General features: G+C 56.0%; 19 protein-coding genes. 11 read left to right on the forward strand and 8 right to left on the reverse strand.

Annotated elements, in window-relative coordinates; all coding sequences use genetic code 11:
- Positions 1-39 precede the first annotated feature (39 nt).
- Together AC3CHX_RS21250 and AC3CHX_RS21255 are read left to right on the forward strand one after the other, a co-directional pair.
- Positions 40-942 carry a LysR family transcriptional regulator gene (locus AC3CHX_RS21250; protein WP_488629985.1) on the forward strand — a complete coding sequence of 301 codons (903 nt, stop codon included), beginning with the start codon at positions 40-42 and terminating at the stop codon, positions 940-942.
- Between the two features lie 188 nt (positions 943-1,130).
- The gene (locus AC3CHX_RS21255) at positions 1,131-1,460 is read left to right on the forward strand and encodes a DMT family transporter (RefSeq protein WP_488629986.1); all 330 of its coding nucleotides are present in this window, start codon (positions 1,131-1,133) and stop codon (positions 1,458-1,460) included.
- Between the two features lie 9 nt (positions 1,461-1,469).
- On the opposite strand, the gene AC3CHX_RS21260 is transcribed toward AC3CHX_RS21255, so the two are convergent.
- Positions 1,470-2,462 carry a serine/threonine protein kinase gene (locus tag AC3CHX_RS21260; protein WP_488629987.1) on the reverse strand — a complete coding sequence of 331 codons (993 nt, stop codon included), beginning with the start codon at positions 2,460-2,462 and terminating at the stop codon, positions 1,470-1,472.
- Positions 2,463-2,594: 132 nt separating this feature from the next.
- On the opposite strand from AC3CHX_RS21260, the gene AC3CHX_RS21265 reads away from it, so the two are divergent.
- Positions 2,595-2,981: a VOC family protein gene (locus AC3CHX_RS21265; RefSeq protein ID WP_488629988.1), complete on the forward strand. Its 387-nt coding sequence runs from the start codon at positions 2,595-2,597 to the stop codon at positions 2,979-2,981.
- A gap of 219 nt (positions 2,982-3,200) precedes the next feature.
- Positions 3,201-3,899: a UPF0149 family protein gene (locus AC3CHX_RS21270; RefSeq protein ID WP_488629989.1), complete on the forward strand. Its 699-nt coding sequence runs from the start codon at positions 3,201-3,203 to the stop codon at positions 3,897-3,899.
- An 83-nt stretch (positions 3,900-3,982) separates the two neighbouring features.
- Here AC3CHX_RS21270 and orn read toward each other — a convergent pair whose 3' ends face one another.
- A complete protein-coding gene (gene orn / locus AC3CHX_RS21275) occupies positions 3,983-4,579 on the reverse strand; it encodes an oligoribonuclease (protein WP_488629990.1) in 597 nt (198 codons plus the stop codon).
- 66 nt (positions 4,580-4,645) lie between these two features.
- Here orn and AC3CHX_RS21280 point away from each other — a divergent pair, with 66 nt between their 5' ends.
- The 4 genes from AC3CHX_RS21280 to AC3CHX_RS21295 all read left to right on the forward strand — a co-directional run bounded on the left by AC3CHX_RS21280 (position 4,646) and on the right by AC3CHX_RS21295 (position 9,290).
- Complete coding sequence (locus tag AC3CHX_RS21280) at positions 4,646-5,932, forward strand: M48 family metallopeptidase (RefSeq protein ID WP_488629991.1); 1,287 nt, start codon at positions 4,646-4,648, stop codon at positions 5,930-5,932.
- The gene (rsgA, locus tag AC3CHX_RS21285) at positions 5,925-6,887 is read left to right on the forward strand and encodes a ribosome small subunit-dependent GTPase A (RefSeq protein ID WP_488629992.1); all 963 of its coding nucleotides are present in this window, start codon (positions 5,925-5,927) and stop codon (positions 6,885-6,887) included. The genes AC3CHX_RS21280 and rsgA overlap by 8 nt, the downstream gene beginning before the upstream one ends.
- A gap of 134 nt (positions 6,888-7,021) precedes the next feature.
- Positions 7,022-7,939, forward strand: a complete 918-nt coding sequence (gene argF / locus AC3CHX_RS21290) for an ornithine carbamoyltransferase (RefSeq protein ID WP_488629993.1) — start codon at positions 7,022-7,024, stop codon at positions 7,937-7,939.
- A gap of 118 nt (positions 7,940-8,057) precedes the next feature.
- Positions 8,058-9,290 carry an argininosuccinate synthase gene (locus tag AC3CHX_RS21295; RefSeq protein ID WP_488629994.1) on the forward strand — a complete coding sequence of 411 codons (1,233 nt, stop codon included), beginning with the start codon at positions 8,058-8,060 and terminating at the stop codon, positions 9,288-9,290.
- Between the two features lie 121 nt (positions 9,291-9,411).
- On the opposite strand, the gene rarD is transcribed toward AC3CHX_RS21295, so the two are convergent.
- Positions 9,412-10,320 carry an EamA family transporter RarD gene (gene rarD / locus AC3CHX_RS21300; protein ID WP_488629995.1) on the reverse strand — a complete coding sequence of 303 codons (909 nt, stop codon included), beginning with the start codon at positions 10,318-10,320 and terminating at the stop codon, positions 9,412-9,414.
- 85 nt (positions 10,321-10,405) lie between these two features.
- On the opposite strand from rarD, the gene ppnP reads away from it, so the two are divergent.
- Complete coding sequence (ppnP, locus tag AC3CHX_RS21305; protein ID WP_488629996.1) at positions 10,406-10,720, forward strand: pyrimidine/purine nucleoside phosphorylase; 315 nt, start codon at positions 10,406-10,408, stop codon at positions 10,718-10,720.
- A 69-nt stretch (positions 10,721-10,789) separates the two neighbouring features.
- Here the strand turns inward: ppnP and murB are convergent, their stop codons facing one another.
- Positions 10,790-11,848: a UDP-N-acetylmuramate dehydrogenase gene (gene murB, locus AC3CHX_RS21310; RefSeq protein WP_488629997.1), complete on the reverse strand. Its 1,059-nt coding sequence runs from the start codon at positions 11,846-11,848 to the stop codon at positions 10,790-10,792.
- A 183-nt stretch (positions 11,849-12,031) separates the two neighbouring features.
- Between murB and AC3CHX_RS21315 the strand changes: the two genes are divergently transcribed.
- Both AC3CHX_RS21315 and AC3CHX_RS21320 read left to right on the forward strand, forming a co-directional pair.
- Positions 12,032-12,517: a YajQ family cyclic di-GMP-binding protein gene (locus AC3CHX_RS21315; protein ID WP_488629998.1), complete on the forward strand. Its 486-nt coding sequence runs from the start codon at positions 12,032-12,034 to the stop codon at positions 12,515-12,517.
- Positions 12,518-12,620: 103 nt separating this feature from the next.
- Positions 12,621-13,259, forward strand: coding sequence for a retropepsin-like aspartic protease family protein (locus AC3CHX_RS21320; RefSeq protein ID WP_488629999.1), 639 nt, complete (start codon positions 12,621-12,623; stop codon positions 13,257-13,259).
- Positions 13,260-13,346: 87 nt separating this feature from the next.
- Here the strand turns inward: AC3CHX_RS21320 and aroG are convergent, their stop codons facing one another.
- The 4 genes from aroG to tldD form a co-directional block, all read right to left on the reverse strand.
- On the reverse strand, positions 13,347-14,411 hold the full coding sequence (aroG, locus tag AC3CHX_RS21325; RefSeq protein ID WP_488630000.1) for a 3-deoxy-7-phosphoheptulonate synthase AroG: 1,065 nt from the start codon (positions 14,409-14,411) through the stop codon (positions 13,347-13,349).
- Positions 14,412-14,495: 84 nt separating this feature from the next.
- Entirely contained in the window at positions 14,496-14,780 is a 285-nt protein-coding gene (locus AC3CHX_RS21330) for a hypothetical protein (RefSeq protein ID WP_488644972.1), read from the reverse strand.
- Positions 14,749-15,279 carry a GNAT family N-acetyltransferase gene (locus AC3CHX_RS21335; protein ID WP_488630001.1) on the reverse strand — a complete coding sequence of 177 codons (531 nt, stop codon included), beginning with the start codon at positions 15,277-15,279 and terminating at the stop codon, positions 14,749-14,751. Before AC3CHX_RS21335 ends, AC3CHX_RS21330 begins: the two co-directional genes overlap by 32 nt.
- A 17-nt stretch (positions 15,280-15,296) precedes the next feature.
- Entirely contained in the window at positions 15,297-16,757 is a 1,461-nt protein-coding gene (gene tldD, locus AC3CHX_RS21340) for a metalloprotease TldD (protein ID WP_488630002.1), read from the reverse strand.
- Positions 16,758-16,863 lie beyond the last annotated feature (106 nt).

Consider the following 16,863-nt stretch of genomic DNA (forward strand, 5'->3'; position numbering starts at 1 on the left):
TCATTTTTTAACTTTGATAAATAATCATGGAGCGCCGCGATGGACCGCCTTGAATCCCTGCGTGTGTTTTGCCAGGTCGTCGAGCTCAACAGTTTCAGTCGTGCCGCCGAGCAACTGGAGCTGTCAAACGCGTCGATTACCAACCATATCTCCAGTCTGGAACGGCATTTTGGCGTACGCCTGCTGAATCGGACCACGCGCAAACTGTCACTGACCGACGACGGCCATAGTTGTTACCAGCGGGCGCAGCGGCTGCTGGGCGACATGACGGAACTGGAAGACGCCCTCCAGGGTGGCCGGGCGACACCGCAGGGGGTATTGCGGGTTGACGTGCCGACAGTCGTCAGCCGCATTTATCTGGCGCCGGCGCTGGCGCGCTTTACCGAGCAGTACCCTGACCTGACGGTGCGCATGAACGTCAGCGACCGCATGGTGGATGTGGTGGAAGGACGTGGCGATGTCTGGATTCGTATCGGTGAACTGAAAGACTCCAGCATGGTGGCGCGACGGATTTATCAGACCACCAATCTGTGCTGCGCGTCGCCGGACTACCTGGCGCGTCACGGCACGCCACAGATGCCGCAGGACTTGGCGCGCTTCCGCTGCCTGTCGTTTATCCATCCGAACACCGGCCAGGACGTGCCGTGGACCTTCAGCAAAGGCAAGCAGCAGATCGATTGGAACCCGCAAACCCGGATTTCCATCAATCACGCCGAATCGCTGATTCATGCGGCCACCAGCGGCGCCGGCATTATCCAGTTGCTGTCGCTGTCGCTCAATCCGCACATACGCACCGGCCAGTTGACACCGCTGCTGGCCGACTGGAGTACGCCAGGGCCACCGGTATCGGTGGTGTATCACCGCAGCCATCAGTTGTCCGCCAAGGTGCGGGCATTTGTCGATTTCGTGACAGCGTTGTTCGCGGAAATCGACTTGCCCTGAGTTGTTATCGGTCATGCGACAACGCCGCATTCGCTCAAAAATCGGTCGTTAATACATTAGCGCAAATGCGTTTTATCTCTATCATGTGGGGGACTCGGGATGGTTCGATAGCGGCGCCCTGCAGTTTTGGACGTTTTTATACGCACTTCATACAACCCGCGCCGGCACCGGCGCACAAGGAAAAATACATGCATTGGCTCTATCTGGGTATCGCCATCATCGCAGAAGTTATCGCCACCAGCGCCTTGAAGGCCAGCAGCGAATTCACCCGCCTGATGCCCTCGATCGTGGTCGTCACCGGCTATCTGATCGCGTTCTATTTCCTGTCGCTGACACTGCGCTCACTGCCGGTCTCTATCGTCTATGCGATGTGGTCGGGAATCGGCATTGCACTGATTGCGATGATCGGCTGGCTGGTGTTCAAGCAAACGCTGGATACGGCGGCGCTGATCGGTATCGGCCTGATCGTGGCCGGCGTGGTGGTACTGAATGTGTTTTCCACATCGGTGGCGCACTGATGCCGCCCATCAAGCCGGCCACAACGGCGGCTCATCCATCAACGCAATCTGCTCGCGCAATTCCAGCACCCTGTCCTGCCAATACCGCTGCGTATTGAACCAGGGAAACGCCACCGCAAACGCCGGATCATCCCAACGGCGCGCAATCCATGCCGAATAGTGGATCAGGCGCAAGGTCCGCAACGCCTCGATCAGATGCAGTTCACGCGGATCGAAATCGCAAAAATCCTCATAGCCGGCCAATAGATCGGACAACTGCCGCGTCATATCCTGACGCTCCCCCGACAACAGCATCCATAAGTCCTGCACCGCAGGCCCCATGCGGCTATCGTCGAAATCGACAAAGTGCGGCCCGGCGTCGGTCCACAACACGTTACTGCCATGACAATCGCCGTGCAAGCGTAGCGCGCCAATCTCGCCGGCACGTTCAAAACAGCGGCGCACACCGTCCAGCGCCTGCGTTACGGTGCTGCGATATGCCGCCAGCAGATCCTCCGGCACAAAACCGCTGTCCAGCAAATAACTGCTTGGCTCAATCCCGAAGGTGCTGATATCCAGCGTTGGCCGATGCTGAAAAGTCGCCAGCCGCCCCACGGCATGAATCCGTCCCAAAAATCGCCCCAGCCATTCCAGCGTCGCGCTATCCTCCAGCTCCGGCGAACGACCGCCATGCCGTGGAAAAACAGCGAATCTGAAGCCATTGAACTGATGCAAGGTGCTGCCATCCGCACTCGCCGAAGCCGGCACTACCGGAATTTCCCGTTCGACCAGTTCCTGCACAAACGCATGTTCTTCCAGAATCGCCGCATCGCTCCAGCGCTGCGGTCGATAAAACTTGGCCACGACCGGCGGCCCATCTTCCATACCGATCTGATACACACGGTTTTCATAACTGTTGAGTGCCAGTAACCGGCCATCGCCATAGAAGCCTATGCTGTCAAGCGCGTCCAGTACGGTATCGGGGGTCAGGGTCGAAAATGATGCGGGAGTGAGTGTATTCATGTCGGCTATTGTAAGCCGCTATACCGTCGCGGCCGCCTTAACTTCTGCGACATGCAGAGTTACCTGAACCGATTACACTACGCTGCAAGCTCCACCGTTATCCTTAACACCACACCGACAGGAATCTTTCCAATGCCAGCGTTTGCCCTGAATCATTTCAATCTGCGTGCTCCACGTGACCTGATGGCGCAACTCAGGGAATTTTATTGCGACGTCGTCGGCCTCGAACAAGGCGAGCGCCCGCCCTTCACCAGTTTTGGTTATTGGCTATACGCCGGTGGCCGCGATATTCTGCATTTGACCGAAGCATTAGCCGGCGACGTCCAGGGTAGCAGTCCCACTACTTTCGATCACATCGCCTTCAGCTGTGTCGAGCAGGAAGAAATGGCAGCGCGACTGGAAGCGCATCGGGTACCGTTTAAAGTGGCTTACGTTCCGTTGACCGGACAAACGCAAATCTTCTTTAAAGATCCCGCCGGTAACGGAGTTGAGCTGAATTTCGAGGCAGAGAAATTGTAATGTGCAGCTTGGGTTGCGCTTGCGAAGCCCAATGAATCGCACAATTCAAGTCGGTGGTAGAGTGACTGACATCGGAAGCGGCAGCATCGAGATCTGATATCGCGTCATGGATCCGGTGAATGCAGATGTTTTTGACGCTATTTTGCAGCGTCGCTGCATTTCAATCGTAAAATCCGCCTCCCCCACTACTTATCACTCACTATTTAAATAGGCATCACGATGGAACTTGACGAACCGCTATCAGATAAAGAATTTGACGAATTAGACGACTTTTTGCTGTCCGACCGCTGCGGCGAAGAGAGCATGACGATGGACACCTTGCACGGTTATCTGACGGCACTGGTAGTCGGCCCGGAGCAAGTCTTGCTGGGCGAATGGTTGCCGCACGTGTGGGGGCCATCGCTGAAAGATGCGCCGAAGTTCAAATCGGACAAGGAATTCGAACGCACCGTCGGCCTGATCGCTCGCTACATGAACGAAATCGCGGTGACGCTGGAGGTTGCGCCCAAGGAATACGAACCGCTATTTTGCGAATTCGAGCACGAAGGCAAGCCGCTGCTGGATGGCGAAGCATGGACCTGGGGCTTCTGGGAAGGCATCAACCTGCGCGCCAAAGCCTGGGAACCGATCTGGACGTCGAATCTGGCTACCGTGGTGCGGCCGATTTATCTGCTCGGCGCCGAAGAGCTGGAAGAAGAGGAAATGAAGCTGCGCGAAGATCCGATACAGCGCCACAAATTGACGGTTGAAGTCGAAGCAGCGATCCCCGAAATTTATCGTTACTGGCTGCCCAACCGTAAATCGGCCGTCAAAACCATCCAGCGCGAAACGCCGAAAGTCGGACGCAATGATTTGTGCGGCTGCGGCAGCGGCAAGAAATTCAAGAAGTGCTGCGGCGCCGGTTTAGCCGAAGAGTGACGTTGCAATAGCGCACCACTCAACGCAGGATGATGGGTAGCCCTGCGCGCCACTCATCCTGCCGGTTCAATCAATCACAGGATTTACCCTTTGATGAAATGTTCGCGGTAGTATTTCAGCTCTTCGATCGACTCCAGAATATCCGCCAGCGCAGTATGCTTCTGGTGCTTCTTGAAACCGCTAGCCAGTTCCGGCTTCCAGCGGCGGCACAACTCCTTCAGCGTCGACACGTCCAGATTGCGATAGTGGAAGAATGCTTCCAGCTTCGGCATGGTCCGCACCATGAAGCGGCGGTCCTGGCAAATGGTATTGCCGCACATCGGTGATTTACCGTTCGGCACGTATTTGCGCAGGAAGGCTAGCAGCTCGGCTTCGGCATCGGCTTCGGTCACGGTAGAGGCTTTCACGCGCTCGATCAAACCGGAACGGCCATGCGTACCTTTGTTCCAGGCATCCATGCCATTCAGCAATTCATCCGGCTGATGGATGGCGAACACAGGGCCTTCGGCCAGAATGTTCAGCTGCGGATCGGTGACCACCACAGCCACTTCGATGATACGTTCAGCCTCCGGGTCGAGACCGGTCATTTCCATATCAACCCAGATCAAGTTGAATTCGTTAGGACGCACCGGTGTCACAACAGTAGCAGATGCAGTAGATGAGTCGATAGCTTGTGACATAATTGTTCTCTTTACTATTTATTGGGAAACGCGCGTAAGCCGCGTATTTTCTCACATCGGGGCAACATGTCTTCACTTGCATTTTCGGTATTATTTGTAGTTTTCCTGGCAATCAGCCTATCGGTACGCTTCTGGCTCGGTTCACGCCAGATTCGTCATGTGCTGCATCATCGTAGCGCGGTACCGGCTGAATTCGCTGAAAAAATCCCGCTGGCAGCGCATCAAAAAGCTGCAGACTACACCATCGCCAAGACTAAATTCGGCCTGTTTGGACTCTTGGTCAATGCTACGGTATTGATCGGCTTCACGCTGCTGGGCGGCTTGCAATGGCTGTCCGGCGCGCTGTTTGGCTGGGCCGGTCCCGGCATGACCTATCAAATTGGCTTATTGGTAGCCTTTGCGCTGATTTCCGGCGTGATCGACTTGCCGATCGAATACTACAAACAGTTTGTGCTGGAAGCCCGTTACGGCTTCAACAAAATGACCCCGAAACTGTTTTTTACCGATCTGCTGAAAAACACCCTGCTCGGCGCTGCAATTGGCCTGCCTCTGATCTGGGTGGTGCTGATGCTGATGGAAAAATCCGGCAACCTGTGGTGGCTCTATGCGTGGCTGGTCTGGAGCGGTTTTCAGCTGTTGATGCTGGTGCTGTACCCGAGCGTGATCGCACCGATGTTCAATAAATTCACCCCATTGACGGACGCCGGCCTGCGCGCGCGTATCGAGGGCTTGATGCAGCGCGTCGGCTTTGCGTCCAAAGGTTTGTTCGTCATGGATGGCTCCAAGCGCAGCGCCCATGGCAACGCCTATTTCTCCGGCTTTGGCGCAGGCAAGCGCATCGTCTTTTTCGATACCCTGCTGGCGCGCCTGGCGCCGCATGAAATCGAAGCTGTGCTGGCACATGAACTGGGCCATTTCAAGCTCAGGCACATCGTCAAGCGCATCGTCGTGATATTCGCGGTGTCGTTAGTATTCCTGGCCTTGCTGGGTTATCTGAAGCAACAGCTGTGGTTCTTCACCGGCCTCGGTGTCAATCCGTTACTGCTGTCCGACCTGTCGAATAACGATGCGATGGCGCTGATTCTGTTCGCGCTGGCACTGCCGGTTTTCACCTTCCTGCTGTCGCCGCTGTCATCGATCACTTCACGCAAACATGAATTCGAAGCAGACGCATTTGCTGCCAAATATACCAACGCCGACGATCTGGTTACAGCGCTGGTGAAACTGTACGAGGACAATGCCTCGACGCTGACGCCGGACCCGCTGTTCTCGGCTTTCTACGATTCGCATCCGCCCGCTGCGGTGCGCATTAAAAAACTGATCGCTGCAAAACCGATCGCGACACATGGTTGATCACTACAAACCCAAGCCTGGCAAAGCTGCAAAAGCCAGCATCGCCAGCGCCGTCGGTGTCGTCATCGCCGCCCATGGCCGCCATTATCTGGTCCATGCGACGGTGGATGCCAAGATGTTGAAACTGCACTGCGTGACCCGTGGCAAGAAGAGCGATGTGGCAGTCGGCGATAAGGTCAATCTGAACATGACCTCGCAAAATCAGGCCGTGATCGAGTCGATCGCTGAACGACGCAGCCTGTTATACCGCTCGGATCAGTACAAATCCAAGTTGCTGGCAGCCAACGTCACGCAATTATTTATCGTGGTGGCAACCGAACCCGGCTTTTCCGACGATCTGATTTCGCGCGCGCTGGTTGCGGCCGAAGCGGCGGGCATAGCCGCCCACATCATATTGAACAAGACCGACATCGTTGCCTCCCTGCCAAGAACACGCGAACGCCTGCGCGCCTATGCCAACCTTGGTTATCCGGTACATGAAGTGTCGGCCATCGGCATGCCGGAGCAAACCATCGCAACCCTGATGCCGCTGCTGCAAGGCCAATCGACGATCCTGATCGGCCAGTCCGGCATGGGAAAATCATCGCTCATCAACCTGATCGTGCCGGATGCCGCTATTGCCACCAGGGAAATTTCAGCGGCACTGGATACCGGCAAACACACCACGACCTTCACCCGACTGTATGAGGTCAATCCCTCCGCCAACGACGAAACCACCATCATCGACTCGCCGGGATTTCAGGAGTTTGGCTTGTACCAACTGAGCGAAGGCATGCTGGAACGGGCGTTCCGCGAATTTGAACCGTTCCTTGGCAAGTGCAAATTCTACAACTGCCATCACCTGACAGAGCCGAATTGCGCCGTCCTGCAGGCGCTGCAGGAGGGAAAAATTGCCGCCATGCGTCATCAGTTGTACAAACAACTATTGCATGAATCATCACAAACGCTATATTGAGCCCGTCCCGCAGCGCTGCCGCCGGCAACCATCAGAACGCCATCTGACAGGGTATCTTTTTAAGCAATATCCCTTATAATCGAACAGGTTAGAAACTTCGGCGGCAGGTCCAACACTGGCCGCCGTTTTCATTTATGGCAATCAAACACTACCTTCAGTTTTCCGACTTCACGCTGGATGAGTATGAGTACGTGATCGAACGTACCCGCGTCATCAAACGCAAGTTCAAGAATTATGAGCCGCACCATCCGCTGCTCGACCGCACGCTGGTCATGGTGTTCGAGAAAAACTCGACCCGCACCCGCTTGTCGTTCGAAGCCGGCATGCATCAGCTCGGCGGCGCGGCAATTTACCTGAATACGCGCGACAGCCAGCTCGGGCGCGGCGAGCCGGTTGAAGACGCCGGTCAGGTGATGTCCCGGATGTGCGACATCATCATGATCCGTACCTTCGGTCAGGACATCATCGAACGCTTCGCTGCCAACTCGCGCGTGCCGGTCATCAATGGCCTGACCAACGAACATCATCCCTGCCAGGTACTGGCCGACGTGTTCACCTACGTGGAACAGCGCGGCTCCATCGCCGGCAAGACCGTCGCCTGGATCGGCGACGCCAACAATATGCTGTATTCATGGTTGCAGGCGGCGCAGGTATTTGGCTTCCACGTGAATATCTCGACCCCCAAGGGCTACGACCTCGATCCGACCCTGGTGAGCGCCGACAGCCGGCACTACACCTTATTCGACAACCCGTCGGAAGCTTGTGCCGGCGCGCACCTGGTCACGACCGACGTCTGGACCAGCATGGGTTACGAAGCTGAAAACGCCGCACGCCTGAAAGCCTTCGACGGCTGGATCGTCGATCAGGCCAAAATGTCGCGTGCACAGCCGGATGCCCTCTTCATGCATTGCCTGCCGGCGCATCGCGGCGAAGAAGTTTCGGCCGAAGTCATCGACGGCCCGCAGTCAGTCGTGTGGGATGAGGCGGAAAACCGACTGCACGTACAGAAGGCGCTGCTGGAATACCTGGTGGTGGGAAAACTCGATTCCTGACACCCGGGCCAGCACATTGAAGCGGTATGCCACGCAGCATCTGAAGCGGCATAATGACGATTCAACGCCGGGTGAATGCCACACACTTAAACAACACTGAAACATTAGAAAGCGAACCATGAGCGACGTAAAAAAAGTAGTTCTCGCCTATTCTGGCGGCCTCGATACTTCAGTCATTTTGAAATGGCTGCAAGATAACTATCAATGTGAAATCGTCACGTTCACCGCCGATCTGGGCCAGGGTGAAGAGCTGGAGCCGGCGCGTCAAAAAGCGTTGAAGTTCGGCATCAAGCCGGAGAACATCTACATCGACGACGTGCGTGAAGAATTCGTGCGCGACTTCGTGTTCCCGATGTTCCGTGCCAATACCGTATATGAAGGCGAATACCTGCTGGGCACCTCGATTGCGCGTCCGTTGATCGCCAAACGCCTGATCGACATCGCGCGTGAAACCGGTGCAGACACGATCTCGCACGGTGCGACCGGCAAAGGCAACGACCAGGTCCGTTTTGAACTCGGCGCCTATGCACTGATGCCAAACGTCAAGATCATTGCGCCGTGGCGTGAGTGGGATTTGCTGTCGCGTGAAAAACTGCTGAAATACGCAGAAGACGCCGGCATCGAAATCGACATGAAACACAAGCAAGGCGGCGCACCGTATTCGATGGATGCCAACCTGCTGCACATCAGCTTCGAAGGCCGTCATCTGGAAAACCCAAGTGCCGAAGCCGAAGAAAGCATGTGGCGCTGGACCGTCAGCCCGGAAGCCGCACCGGATCAAGCCGAATACCTCGACATCGAATACGAAAAAGGCGACATCGTTGCACTGAACGGCCAGCGCATGTCGCCGGCCACGGTATTGACTGAGTTGAACCGTCTCGGCGGCAAGCACGGCATCGGTCGTCTGGATCTGGTCGAGAACCGTTTCGTCGGCATGAAATCGCGCGGCTGCTACGAAACCCCAGGCGGCACCATCATGTTGCGCGCGCATCGTGCAATTGAATCGATCACCCTGGATCGCGAAGTCGCCCATCTGAAGGATGATCTGATGCCGCGTTACGCATCGATGATTTATAACGGTTTCTGGTGGGCTCCAGAGCGTATCGCACTGCAAACCCTGATCGACCAGACCCAACAAAGCGTCAACGGCTGGGTCCGCATCAAGCTGTACAAAGGCAATGTGATCGTCGTATCGCGCGATTCCAAAACCGATTCGCTGTTCGACATGAAGATCGCTACTTTCGACGAAGACGGCGGCGCTTACAACCAGGCGGATGCCGGCGGCTTCATCAAGCTCAATGCATTGCGTCTGCGGATTGCCGCGAATGCGCGTAACCAGCGCGGACAATAAAGCTGAGGCAGTCACGGAAAGTCACTTGATGCCCATCAAGTGATGCAATAAATCAGCCCCATATCGCTATGGGGCTTTTTTTGCGCAAACTAATTCATTGTTACAGCCAGGGAACACATTCTCAGGCACGCAATTCTGCCGGCTTGTTGCGCCACACAACGGCGCCATGAAACGCCATCAGCGCGACCGCAATCCATATCGGCCCGTAAGTCCACAGGCGCCCGCTTGAGAATGGCTCGTCGAGAAACAGCAACGCCACCACCAACAGCAGAACCGGCTCGACATAGCCTAACAGCCCGAACACCGCCATCGGCAACAGTCTTGACGAGAGTAAATAGCAACTTTGCGCGACTGCACTGAGTATGCCCAAACCTGGCAACAGCAACCAGAACCGCGGTTCGGCCAGCAATATGCCGAGAGGCGGATTGCTGAAGTACAAAAAAAGCAGCGCCAGCGGCAAGATGCAAGTGAGCTCGGCGATAAAAACGATCAGCGGCTCCAGATTGATTTTTCTGCGCAGCATAAAGTACGGCGGATAACCCAGCGCGACCAATAACGTCGGCCATGAAAAAGCCTGTGCAATCAAGAATTCGTGCAGAACCCCGCATGCGGCGAAACCAACCGCAAGCCACTGCAGCAAATTCAGGTGCTCGCGGTAAACAACGCGTCCTGTAAACACCATCGCCAGCGGCAAAACAAAGTAGCCTAGCGACACATCGGTCGCCCTGCCATGCAGCGGCGCCCAAGTGAAAAGCCACAGTTGTATTCCCATCAAACCCGCACTGACCGGCAGCATCAGCCACAGCCGCGGCTCTCTCCTTAAACGCGCCGCAAATTCACCTAAAGATGTCCGGTGTTTTGGTTGGGCGACGAAAAAAAGGATTCCCAAAAATGTCCATAGGATGCGCCACGCGAAAAGATCGTTGCCGTTCAGCGGAGATAACAGCGTGACGTAGCCGGACAGGAATGCGAACATGAACGAGGCCGCCAACGACAGCAGGATGCCGCGACCTGAAGAAATTTGACTCATTGAAATAGTAGATCCCGCCTTGAAATTTGGCATAATTGTGCCGGCTTTATTACTTTCACCCATTCCACCACGACAAGGTTCTCCCATGAGCGCGCAATTCGATCACGTATCCGTCCTGAAACAAGCCAGCGTCTACTTTGACGGAAAATGTGTTTCGCACACCATCATCCTCGCCAACGGCAGCAAAAAAACCCTGGGCGTCATCCTGCCTTCGTCACTGACATTCAATACCGGCGTAGCCGAAGTAATGGACGTCACCAGCGGCATCTGCCGCGTGCGCCAAAAAGGGCAGCAACTGTGGACCAAATATGTCGCCGGCGACCGCTTTGATGTTCCGGCCAATTCCAGCTTCGAGATTGAAACTATCGAGACCGTCAACTACGTTTGTCATTACGCATAACATTGCAACGGCAAGGAAGCGCCATGCCAATTGAAAAGGGCATTCGATTTATCGAATGCCCTTTTTTGATCACACAAAAATCGGCTCAGGCTCCAGCGCCACGCCAAAGCGCGCCATCACATCAGCCTGTACCGCTTGCGCCAGGCGCACCACATCCTGTCCGCTGGCGCCGCCCAGATTCACCAGCACCAGCGCCTGTTTCTGATACATTCCCACCGGTCCCAGCGTCCGGCCTTTCCAGCCGCATTGATCAATCAACCAGCCGGCTGCGAGTTTGAAACGGCCGTCCGCTTGCGCATAGCTGACCAGTTGCGGATGTAGCGCCAGCAATGCATCGCGTTGTGGCGCGGGAACGATCGGATTCTTGAAGAAACTGCCGGCGTTTCCGAACACTGCAGGATCGGGTAACTTGCGCGTGCGGATGGCGATCACGGCGGTGCTGATGTCGCTCGCGCCAGGCGTCTCGATGCCGCGCGCCGCCAACTCTTGAGAGACCTCGCCATAACGCACATCGGCTTGCCAGCGCTTGGGCAGTGCAAACGTGACATCGAGCACGACGGCGCGGTCGCGCAAGCGATGTTTGAATACGCTGTCGCGATAGGCAAAAGCACAATCTTCACAGTGCAGGGTCAGGATCTCGCCGGTAACGAAATCAAATGCTGTCAGGGCATGAAACCGGTCTTGCATCTCGACGCCGTAGGCACCGATATTTTGAATCGGTGCCGCTCCCACGTTGCCAGGAATCAGCGACAGATTCTCCAGGCCGCCCAATCCTTGCGCCAACGTCCATTGCACCAGGCCATGCCAGTTTTCTCCGGCCGCTGCACGGACATAGGTCGCATCGGCATCCTCGCCGACGATCTGAATACCTTGATTGCAGATATGCAACACCAACCCGCCAAAATCCTGGGTCAGCACCAAATTGCTGCCGCCGCCCAGCACCAAACGCTGCAATTGCGACAATTTCGGGTCGGTGCCAAGCCGTTGCAGATCAGCGACTGAAGACACGGGCAAATAGGCGTAAGTCTTGGCATCTATACCAAAGGTGTTGAACGCGCGCAGTGAAAAATTGGTCTGTACCGGCAAATCGGCTGGCGGCAGGGTGTCGGGGATGGTGATTGAGCTCATAGCCCCGGGATTATAGACGCAAGTCGCAGCAACATAGCTAAGTGTAAGGAGTTAAGACATAGCCACCCGGTTTCTTGTCCGCTAGAATGCAGGATAGAATGTGCGGTGGATGACAAGTCATGCAGCGGACCGCACAGCAAAATTAGCAGCAAGCAATCAGAAACTATTAAGGAAATACCCAAAATGCCATCATTTGATACCGTCTCAGAAGCCAATCTCGTCGAGGTCAGGAATGCCGTCGATCAGGCCAGCAAAGAGATCGCCACCCGCTTCGACTTCAAAGGCAGCGATGCCCGCGTCGAACTGAAAGAACGCGATCTGACGGCGTACGCCGATTCCGAATTTCAACTGGCACAAGTACGCGACGTGCTGACCGGCAAGCTGGTTAAACGCAATGTCGATGTGCGCTTTCTGGATATCGGCAAGATTGAAAAAACCGGCGGCGACAAGGTCAAGCAAGTCATCAAGATCAAGAACGGCATCGAATCCGAGGATGCCAAGAAAATCGTCCGCGTGGTAAAAGACAGCAAGCTGAAAGTACAGGCCAGCATCCAGGGTGACGCGGTCCGTATCACCGGCGCCAAGCGCGACGATCTGCAAGCGGCGATGGCGATGCTGCGCAAGGAAATTGCGGACCTGCCGCTGGAATTCAATAATTTCCGCGACTAACCAATCCCCATAGTCTGGACGATCTCAATCGCGGAAAAGCGCTGGCCAGCCATCCTTTTCTGCCCATCTGCAGTCAATCTCCGTTCCCGGAAAGTCGAAGCCCATGCGCTTGCTCACCCTGACTGCCAGTGTTTTGCTGTGTACCACGGCGCTAGCGGCGCAAGCAACCGACATCGGCGTGGTTGGCCTGTTTCCCGGCAAGGCGGTGCTGGTCATTGATGGCGCCGCGCCCAAAACCTATTCGGTCGGTGACAACATCGGCGGAGAAGTCCGCCTGACTGCCGTCACCGGCTCAACCGCGTCGCTGCTGGTAAAAGGCAAGCTCCAGATCATCGGTATCGGCGAGTTCGTCAGCCGCAGTGCGCCAGGTGCCAGCGCCAGTGCGACATTGAAGGTCAATGGCCAGGGTCACTTCGTCGCGCAGGGCCAGATCAACGGCGGCATCATGACGCTGCTGGTGGATACCGGCGCAACCGTGATTGCATTGCCGGCGGCCGATGCCATCCGGCTCGGCATCGACTATAAGAAAGGCCAGAGAGCCACAATGAACACCGCCAACGGCTTGACATCGGCTTACCGTGTCCAGCTGAATACGGTAAAAATCGGCGATATCGAACTGAATCAGGTCGATGCCGTGGTGCAGGAAAATGGCCTGTCGTTTGCACTGCTCGGCATGTCATTCCTGAATCGCACCGAGATGCGCCGCGAAGGCGACATGATGGTACTGACCAAACGATTCTGATAACGGATTACAACACAAAGGGTCTGTTCGGATAACCGGACAGACCCTTTTCACCTATCAGGAAGGCATGCCGTCCAACAGGTCTATTTACGCCACACTCTTCAGCAAACGGCGTTGCTTGACCGCCTCAGCCAATCCCTCCAGCACGGCAATACTTTGTTCCCAGCTGATGCAACCGTCGGTCACCGACTGGCCGTAGGTCAATTCCTTGCCCGGCACCAGATCCTGACGACCGGCGACCAGATGCGACTCGACCATCACGCCAACGATACGATCGTCGCCGGCGGCGATTTGACTGGCGATATCGGCACACACCGGGATCTGGTTTTCAGGCTTCTTCGAGCTGTTCGCATGCGATGCATCGATCATCAGGCGTTGCGCCAGGCCGTTGGCGGCGATGTCCTTGCAAGCGGCGTCGACACTCGCGGCATCGTAGTTCGGCGCTTTACCGCCGCGCAGAATGATGTGGCAATCCTCATTCCCGTTGGTCGACACAATCGCCGAGTGACCGCCTTTGGTGACCGACAGGAAGTGATGCGGCTGCGATGCTGCTTTCATTGCATCAACTGCAATTTTGACGTTGCCGTCGGTACCGTTCTTGAAGCCGACCGGGCATGACAGGCCGGATGCCAGTTCACGGTGCACTTGCGACTCGGTGGTACGCGCGCCAATCGCGCCCCAGCTGATCAGGTCGGCGATGTATTGCGGACTGATGACATCGAGGAATTCGGTCCCGGCCGGCAGACCCAGCTCATTAATGTTCAGCAACAGCTCACGCGCCATACGCAAACCATCGTTGATACGGAAGCTGTTATCCATGTACGGATCGTTGATCAGACCTTTCCAGCCAACGGTGGTGCGTGGCTTTTCGAAATACACACGCATGACGATTTCCAATTCGCCTTTCAGACGGTCGCGCTCTCCGACCAGACGACGCGCATATTCCATCGCTGCCTTGGTGTCATGGATCGAGCAAGGACCGATCACCACCATCAGGCGATCGTCCTGACCGTGCAAAATGCGGTGCAACGCAATGCGCGAATCGGCCGCCGTCGTAGCGACTTTTTCGGAGCAAGCAAATTCGCGGATCAAATGGGATGGGGGGGTTAACTCTTTCATTTCTCGAATGCGCAAGTCGTCGGTGCGTGGCATTTTTTTCTCCTGGCTCAAAAGTGACTGGGTATAAAAAAACCGCCATCGCGGGCGGTTTTTTTGAAATTTCGGTTTGTTCCGTTATTACGAACGCTTACCGCTTTTCACCGCCGTGGGGCTGGAATAGCTAAAGTAAAAATAAAAGTAAGCGTGTGCAAAAGACATTTTTTTGGGTAACAAGTTGAAAATCTGTGTCAGATAGTGCAGCAATTCTGAAAATTTGGCAAGTCCGCTCAGGCCACCATCTGAAAAAATAGTGAGGCACACCGACGGAAATTGCCACTCGCGAAACAAATCAATGCCAATCGGCAACAAAATAACCGAATGCGACTGACCGCTACCCTTCTCCGGAAATCTGCGCTGCTTCAACTGCGGCGACTGCCAGCGTACCTTTGGTCACCATGAGGATATGTTGAATGCCATCTTCGTCATAGACTTCGCCAATAGCTTCAAAGCCAAAACGGCCGTAGAAACGTTGCAGATGCGCCTGCGCACCAATCTTGATGGCATGCCCCGGGAACAGGCGAGCGGCCTGTGCCATTGCCTGATCCATCAACTGCTGACCGGCGTTGACGCCGCGTAAAGCCGGTGCGGTCACCACCCGGCCTATGGATGGCTGTTGATAAGCCAAACCTGGCGGGACGATGCGCGCGTAGGCTCCCAGGCAGCCATCGGCCAGATAACCAAGACCATGCCAGCATTCCGGATCAATGCCATCCGCGTCCTGAAAGACGCAAGCCTGCTCAACCACAAACACACGCTGACGCAACGCCAGCAGGTCGTAGATCTGCACCGCACTCAACGCGTGAAACGGTAGCCACGACCACTGCAACTCCGGCTTATCGCCGCTAACAAGCGCTGTCGCCATCTTCTGTCCCTGTTCTTTTAGGCAGTTCCGCCAACCGTCACGCCGTCAATCCGCAACGTCGGCTGCCCCACGCCAACCGGCACGCTTTGACCTTCTTTACCGCAGACACCAACGCCCGGATCGAGCCGCATGTCGTTACCGATCATCGAGACGCGATGCAATACGTCAGGACCGTTGCCGATCAGGGTGGCGCCCTTGACCGGATAAGTGACCTTGCCGTTCTCGATCATGTAGGCCTCACTCGCCGAGAACACGAATTTGCCGTTGGTGATATCGACCTGGCCACCGCCGAAGTTCACCGCATACAAGCCGTTTTTGACCGACGCCAGAATCTCGGCCGGGTCTTTGTCGCCCGCCAGCATGTAAGTATTGGTCATGCGCGGCATCGGTATATGGGCGAACGATTCGCGACGGGCATTGCCGGTCACCGGCATCTTCATCAGACGCGCGTTCATGGTGTCCTGAATGTACGCTTTCAGGATACCGTCTTCAATCAGCGTGGTGCACTGGGTTGGATTGCCTTCATCATCGATGTTGAGCGAACCTCGGCGATCCGCCAGCGTGCCGTCATCCACCACCGTCACGCCCTTGGCCGCAACCCGCTCGCCAATGCGGCCGGAGAATGTGCTGGAACCCTTGCGGTTGAAGTCGCCTTCGAGTCCGTGACCAATCGCTTCATGCAACAAAATCCCGGGCCAGCCATTGCCAAGCACCACCGTCATCGGACCGGCCGGCGCCGGACGTGCGTCCAGGTTCACCAATGCCGAAGCGACAGCTTCAGCTGCATACTTTTCCAGCAAGGCATCCGTAAAATAACTATAGCTGTAACGGCCGCCGCCGCCACTGCTCCCCATTTCACGACGGCCGTCCTGTTCCGCAATAACGGTGACAGACAAACGTACCAGCGGGCGGATATCGGCGGCGATAACGCCGTCGCTACGCGCCACCAGCACTACGTCGTACTCACCTGCCAGGCCCGCCATGACCTGCACGACGCGCGGATCCTTGGCGCGGGCGATGCGTTCGACACGCTCCAGCAATTTTACTTTTTCAGTGGCGTCCAGCGATACCAGAGGATCGTTCGGCAGATACAGGGAACGGCCGCCGCTTTGCTGCATGGTGCCGGCAATTTTGACCTTGCCGGCGCCTTGACGTGCAATCGTACGGGTAGCGATAGCGGCGTCGCGCAATGCCCGCTCGGAGATTTCATCGGAATAGGAAAACGCCGTTTTGTCGCCCGAGATCGCACGTACGCCGACGCCCTGATCTATCGAGAAGCTGCCGGTCTTGACGATGCCCTCCTCCAGACTCCAGCCTTCGCTCTTGGTGAACTGGAAGTACAGATCGGCGTAATCCACCTTGTGCGTAAACATGGTCGCCAATGCTTTTTGCAGGCTGGATTCATCGAGGCCGAACGGGGTCAGCAGAACATCGCGAGCGACGGCGAGCGCGCCGAGATTGGGTTCAAATGGTTTCATATTGTTGAGCGCCTTGCGATGTGGACAGATTAAGACGGATTGTAGAGCATCCGATTGGGATATGCAGCAAATGGACCGAAGCTGAATGGTCTAACGTAATGCCAAC

The organism is Glaciimonas sp. OK215, from assembly GCF_057787885.1.

Excerpts from the sequence above, each read along its gene's own strand:
- orn (WP_488629990.1), bottom strand. The coding sequence starts at position 4,579 with ATGTCACAAGCTATCGACTCATCTACTGCATCTGCTACTGTTGTGACA.
- AC3CHX_RS21280 (WP_488629991.1), top strand. The coding sequence starts at position 4,646 with ATGTCTTCACTTGCATTTTCGGTATTATTTGTAGTTTTCCTGGCAATC.
- AC3CHX_RS21320 (WP_488629999.1), top strand. The coding sequence starts at position 12,621 with ATGCGCTTGCTCACCCTGACTGCCAGTGTTTTGCTGTGTACCACGGCG.
- ppnP (WP_488629996.1), top strand. The coding sequence starts at position 10,406 with ATGAGCGCGCAATTCGATCACGTATCCGTCCTGAAACAAGCCAGCGTC.
- tldD (WP_488630002.1), bottom strand. The coding sequence starts at position 16,757 with ATGAAACCATTTGAACCCAATCTCGGCGCGCTCGCCGTCGCTCGCGAT.
- rarD (WP_488629995.1), bottom strand. The coding sequence starts at position 10,320 with ATGAGTCAAATTTCTTCAGGTCGCGGCATCCTGCTGTCGTTGGCGGCC.
- argF (WP_488629993.1), top strand. The coding sequence starts at position 7,022 with ATGGCAATCAAACACTACCTTCAGTTTTCCGACTTCACGCTGGATGAG.
- aroG (WP_488630000.1), bottom strand. The coding sequence starts at position 14,411 with ATGCCACGCACCGACGACTTGCGCATTCGAGAAATGAAAGAGTTAACC.
- AC3CHX_RS21255 (WP_488629986.1), top strand. The coding sequence starts at position 1,131 with ATGCATTGGCTCTATCTGGGTATCGCCATCATCGCAGAAGTTATCGCC.
- AC3CHX_RS21315 (WP_488629998.1), top strand. The coding sequence starts at position 12,032 with ATGCCATCATTTGATACCGTCTCAGAAGCCAATCTCGTCGAGGTCAGG.
- AC3CHX_RS21250 (WP_488629985.1), top strand. The coding sequence starts at position 40 with ATGGACCGCCTTGAATCCCTGCGTGTGTTTTGCCAGGTCGTCGAGCTC.
- murB (WP_488629997.1), bottom strand. The coding sequence starts at position 11,848 with ATGAGCTCAATCACCATCCCCGACACCCTGCCGCCAGCCGATTTGCCG.
- rsgA (WP_488629992.1), top strand. The coding sequence starts at position 5,925 with ATGGTTGATCACTACAAACCCAAGCCTGGCAAAGCTGCAAAAGCCAGC.
- AC3CHX_RS21260 (WP_488629987.1), bottom strand. The coding sequence starts at position 2,462 with ATGAATACACTCACTCCCGCATCATTTTCGACCCTGACCCCCGATACC.
- AC3CHX_RS21265 (WP_488629988.1), top strand. The coding sequence starts at position 2,595 with ATGCCAGCGTTTGCCCTGAATCATTTCAATCTGCGTGCTCCACGTGAC.
- AC3CHX_RS21270 (WP_488629989.1), top strand. The coding sequence starts at position 3,201 with ATGGAACTTGACGAACCGCTATCAGATAAAGAATTTGACGAATTAGAC.
- AC3CHX_RS21335 (WP_488630001.1), bottom strand. The coding sequence starts at position 15,279 with ATGGCGACAGCGCTTGTTAGCGGCGATAAGCCGGAGTTGCAGTGGTCG.
- AC3CHX_RS21295 (WP_488629994.1), top strand. The coding sequence starts at position 8,058 with ATGAGCGACGTAAAAAAAGTAGTTCTCGCCTATTCTGGCGGCCTCGAT.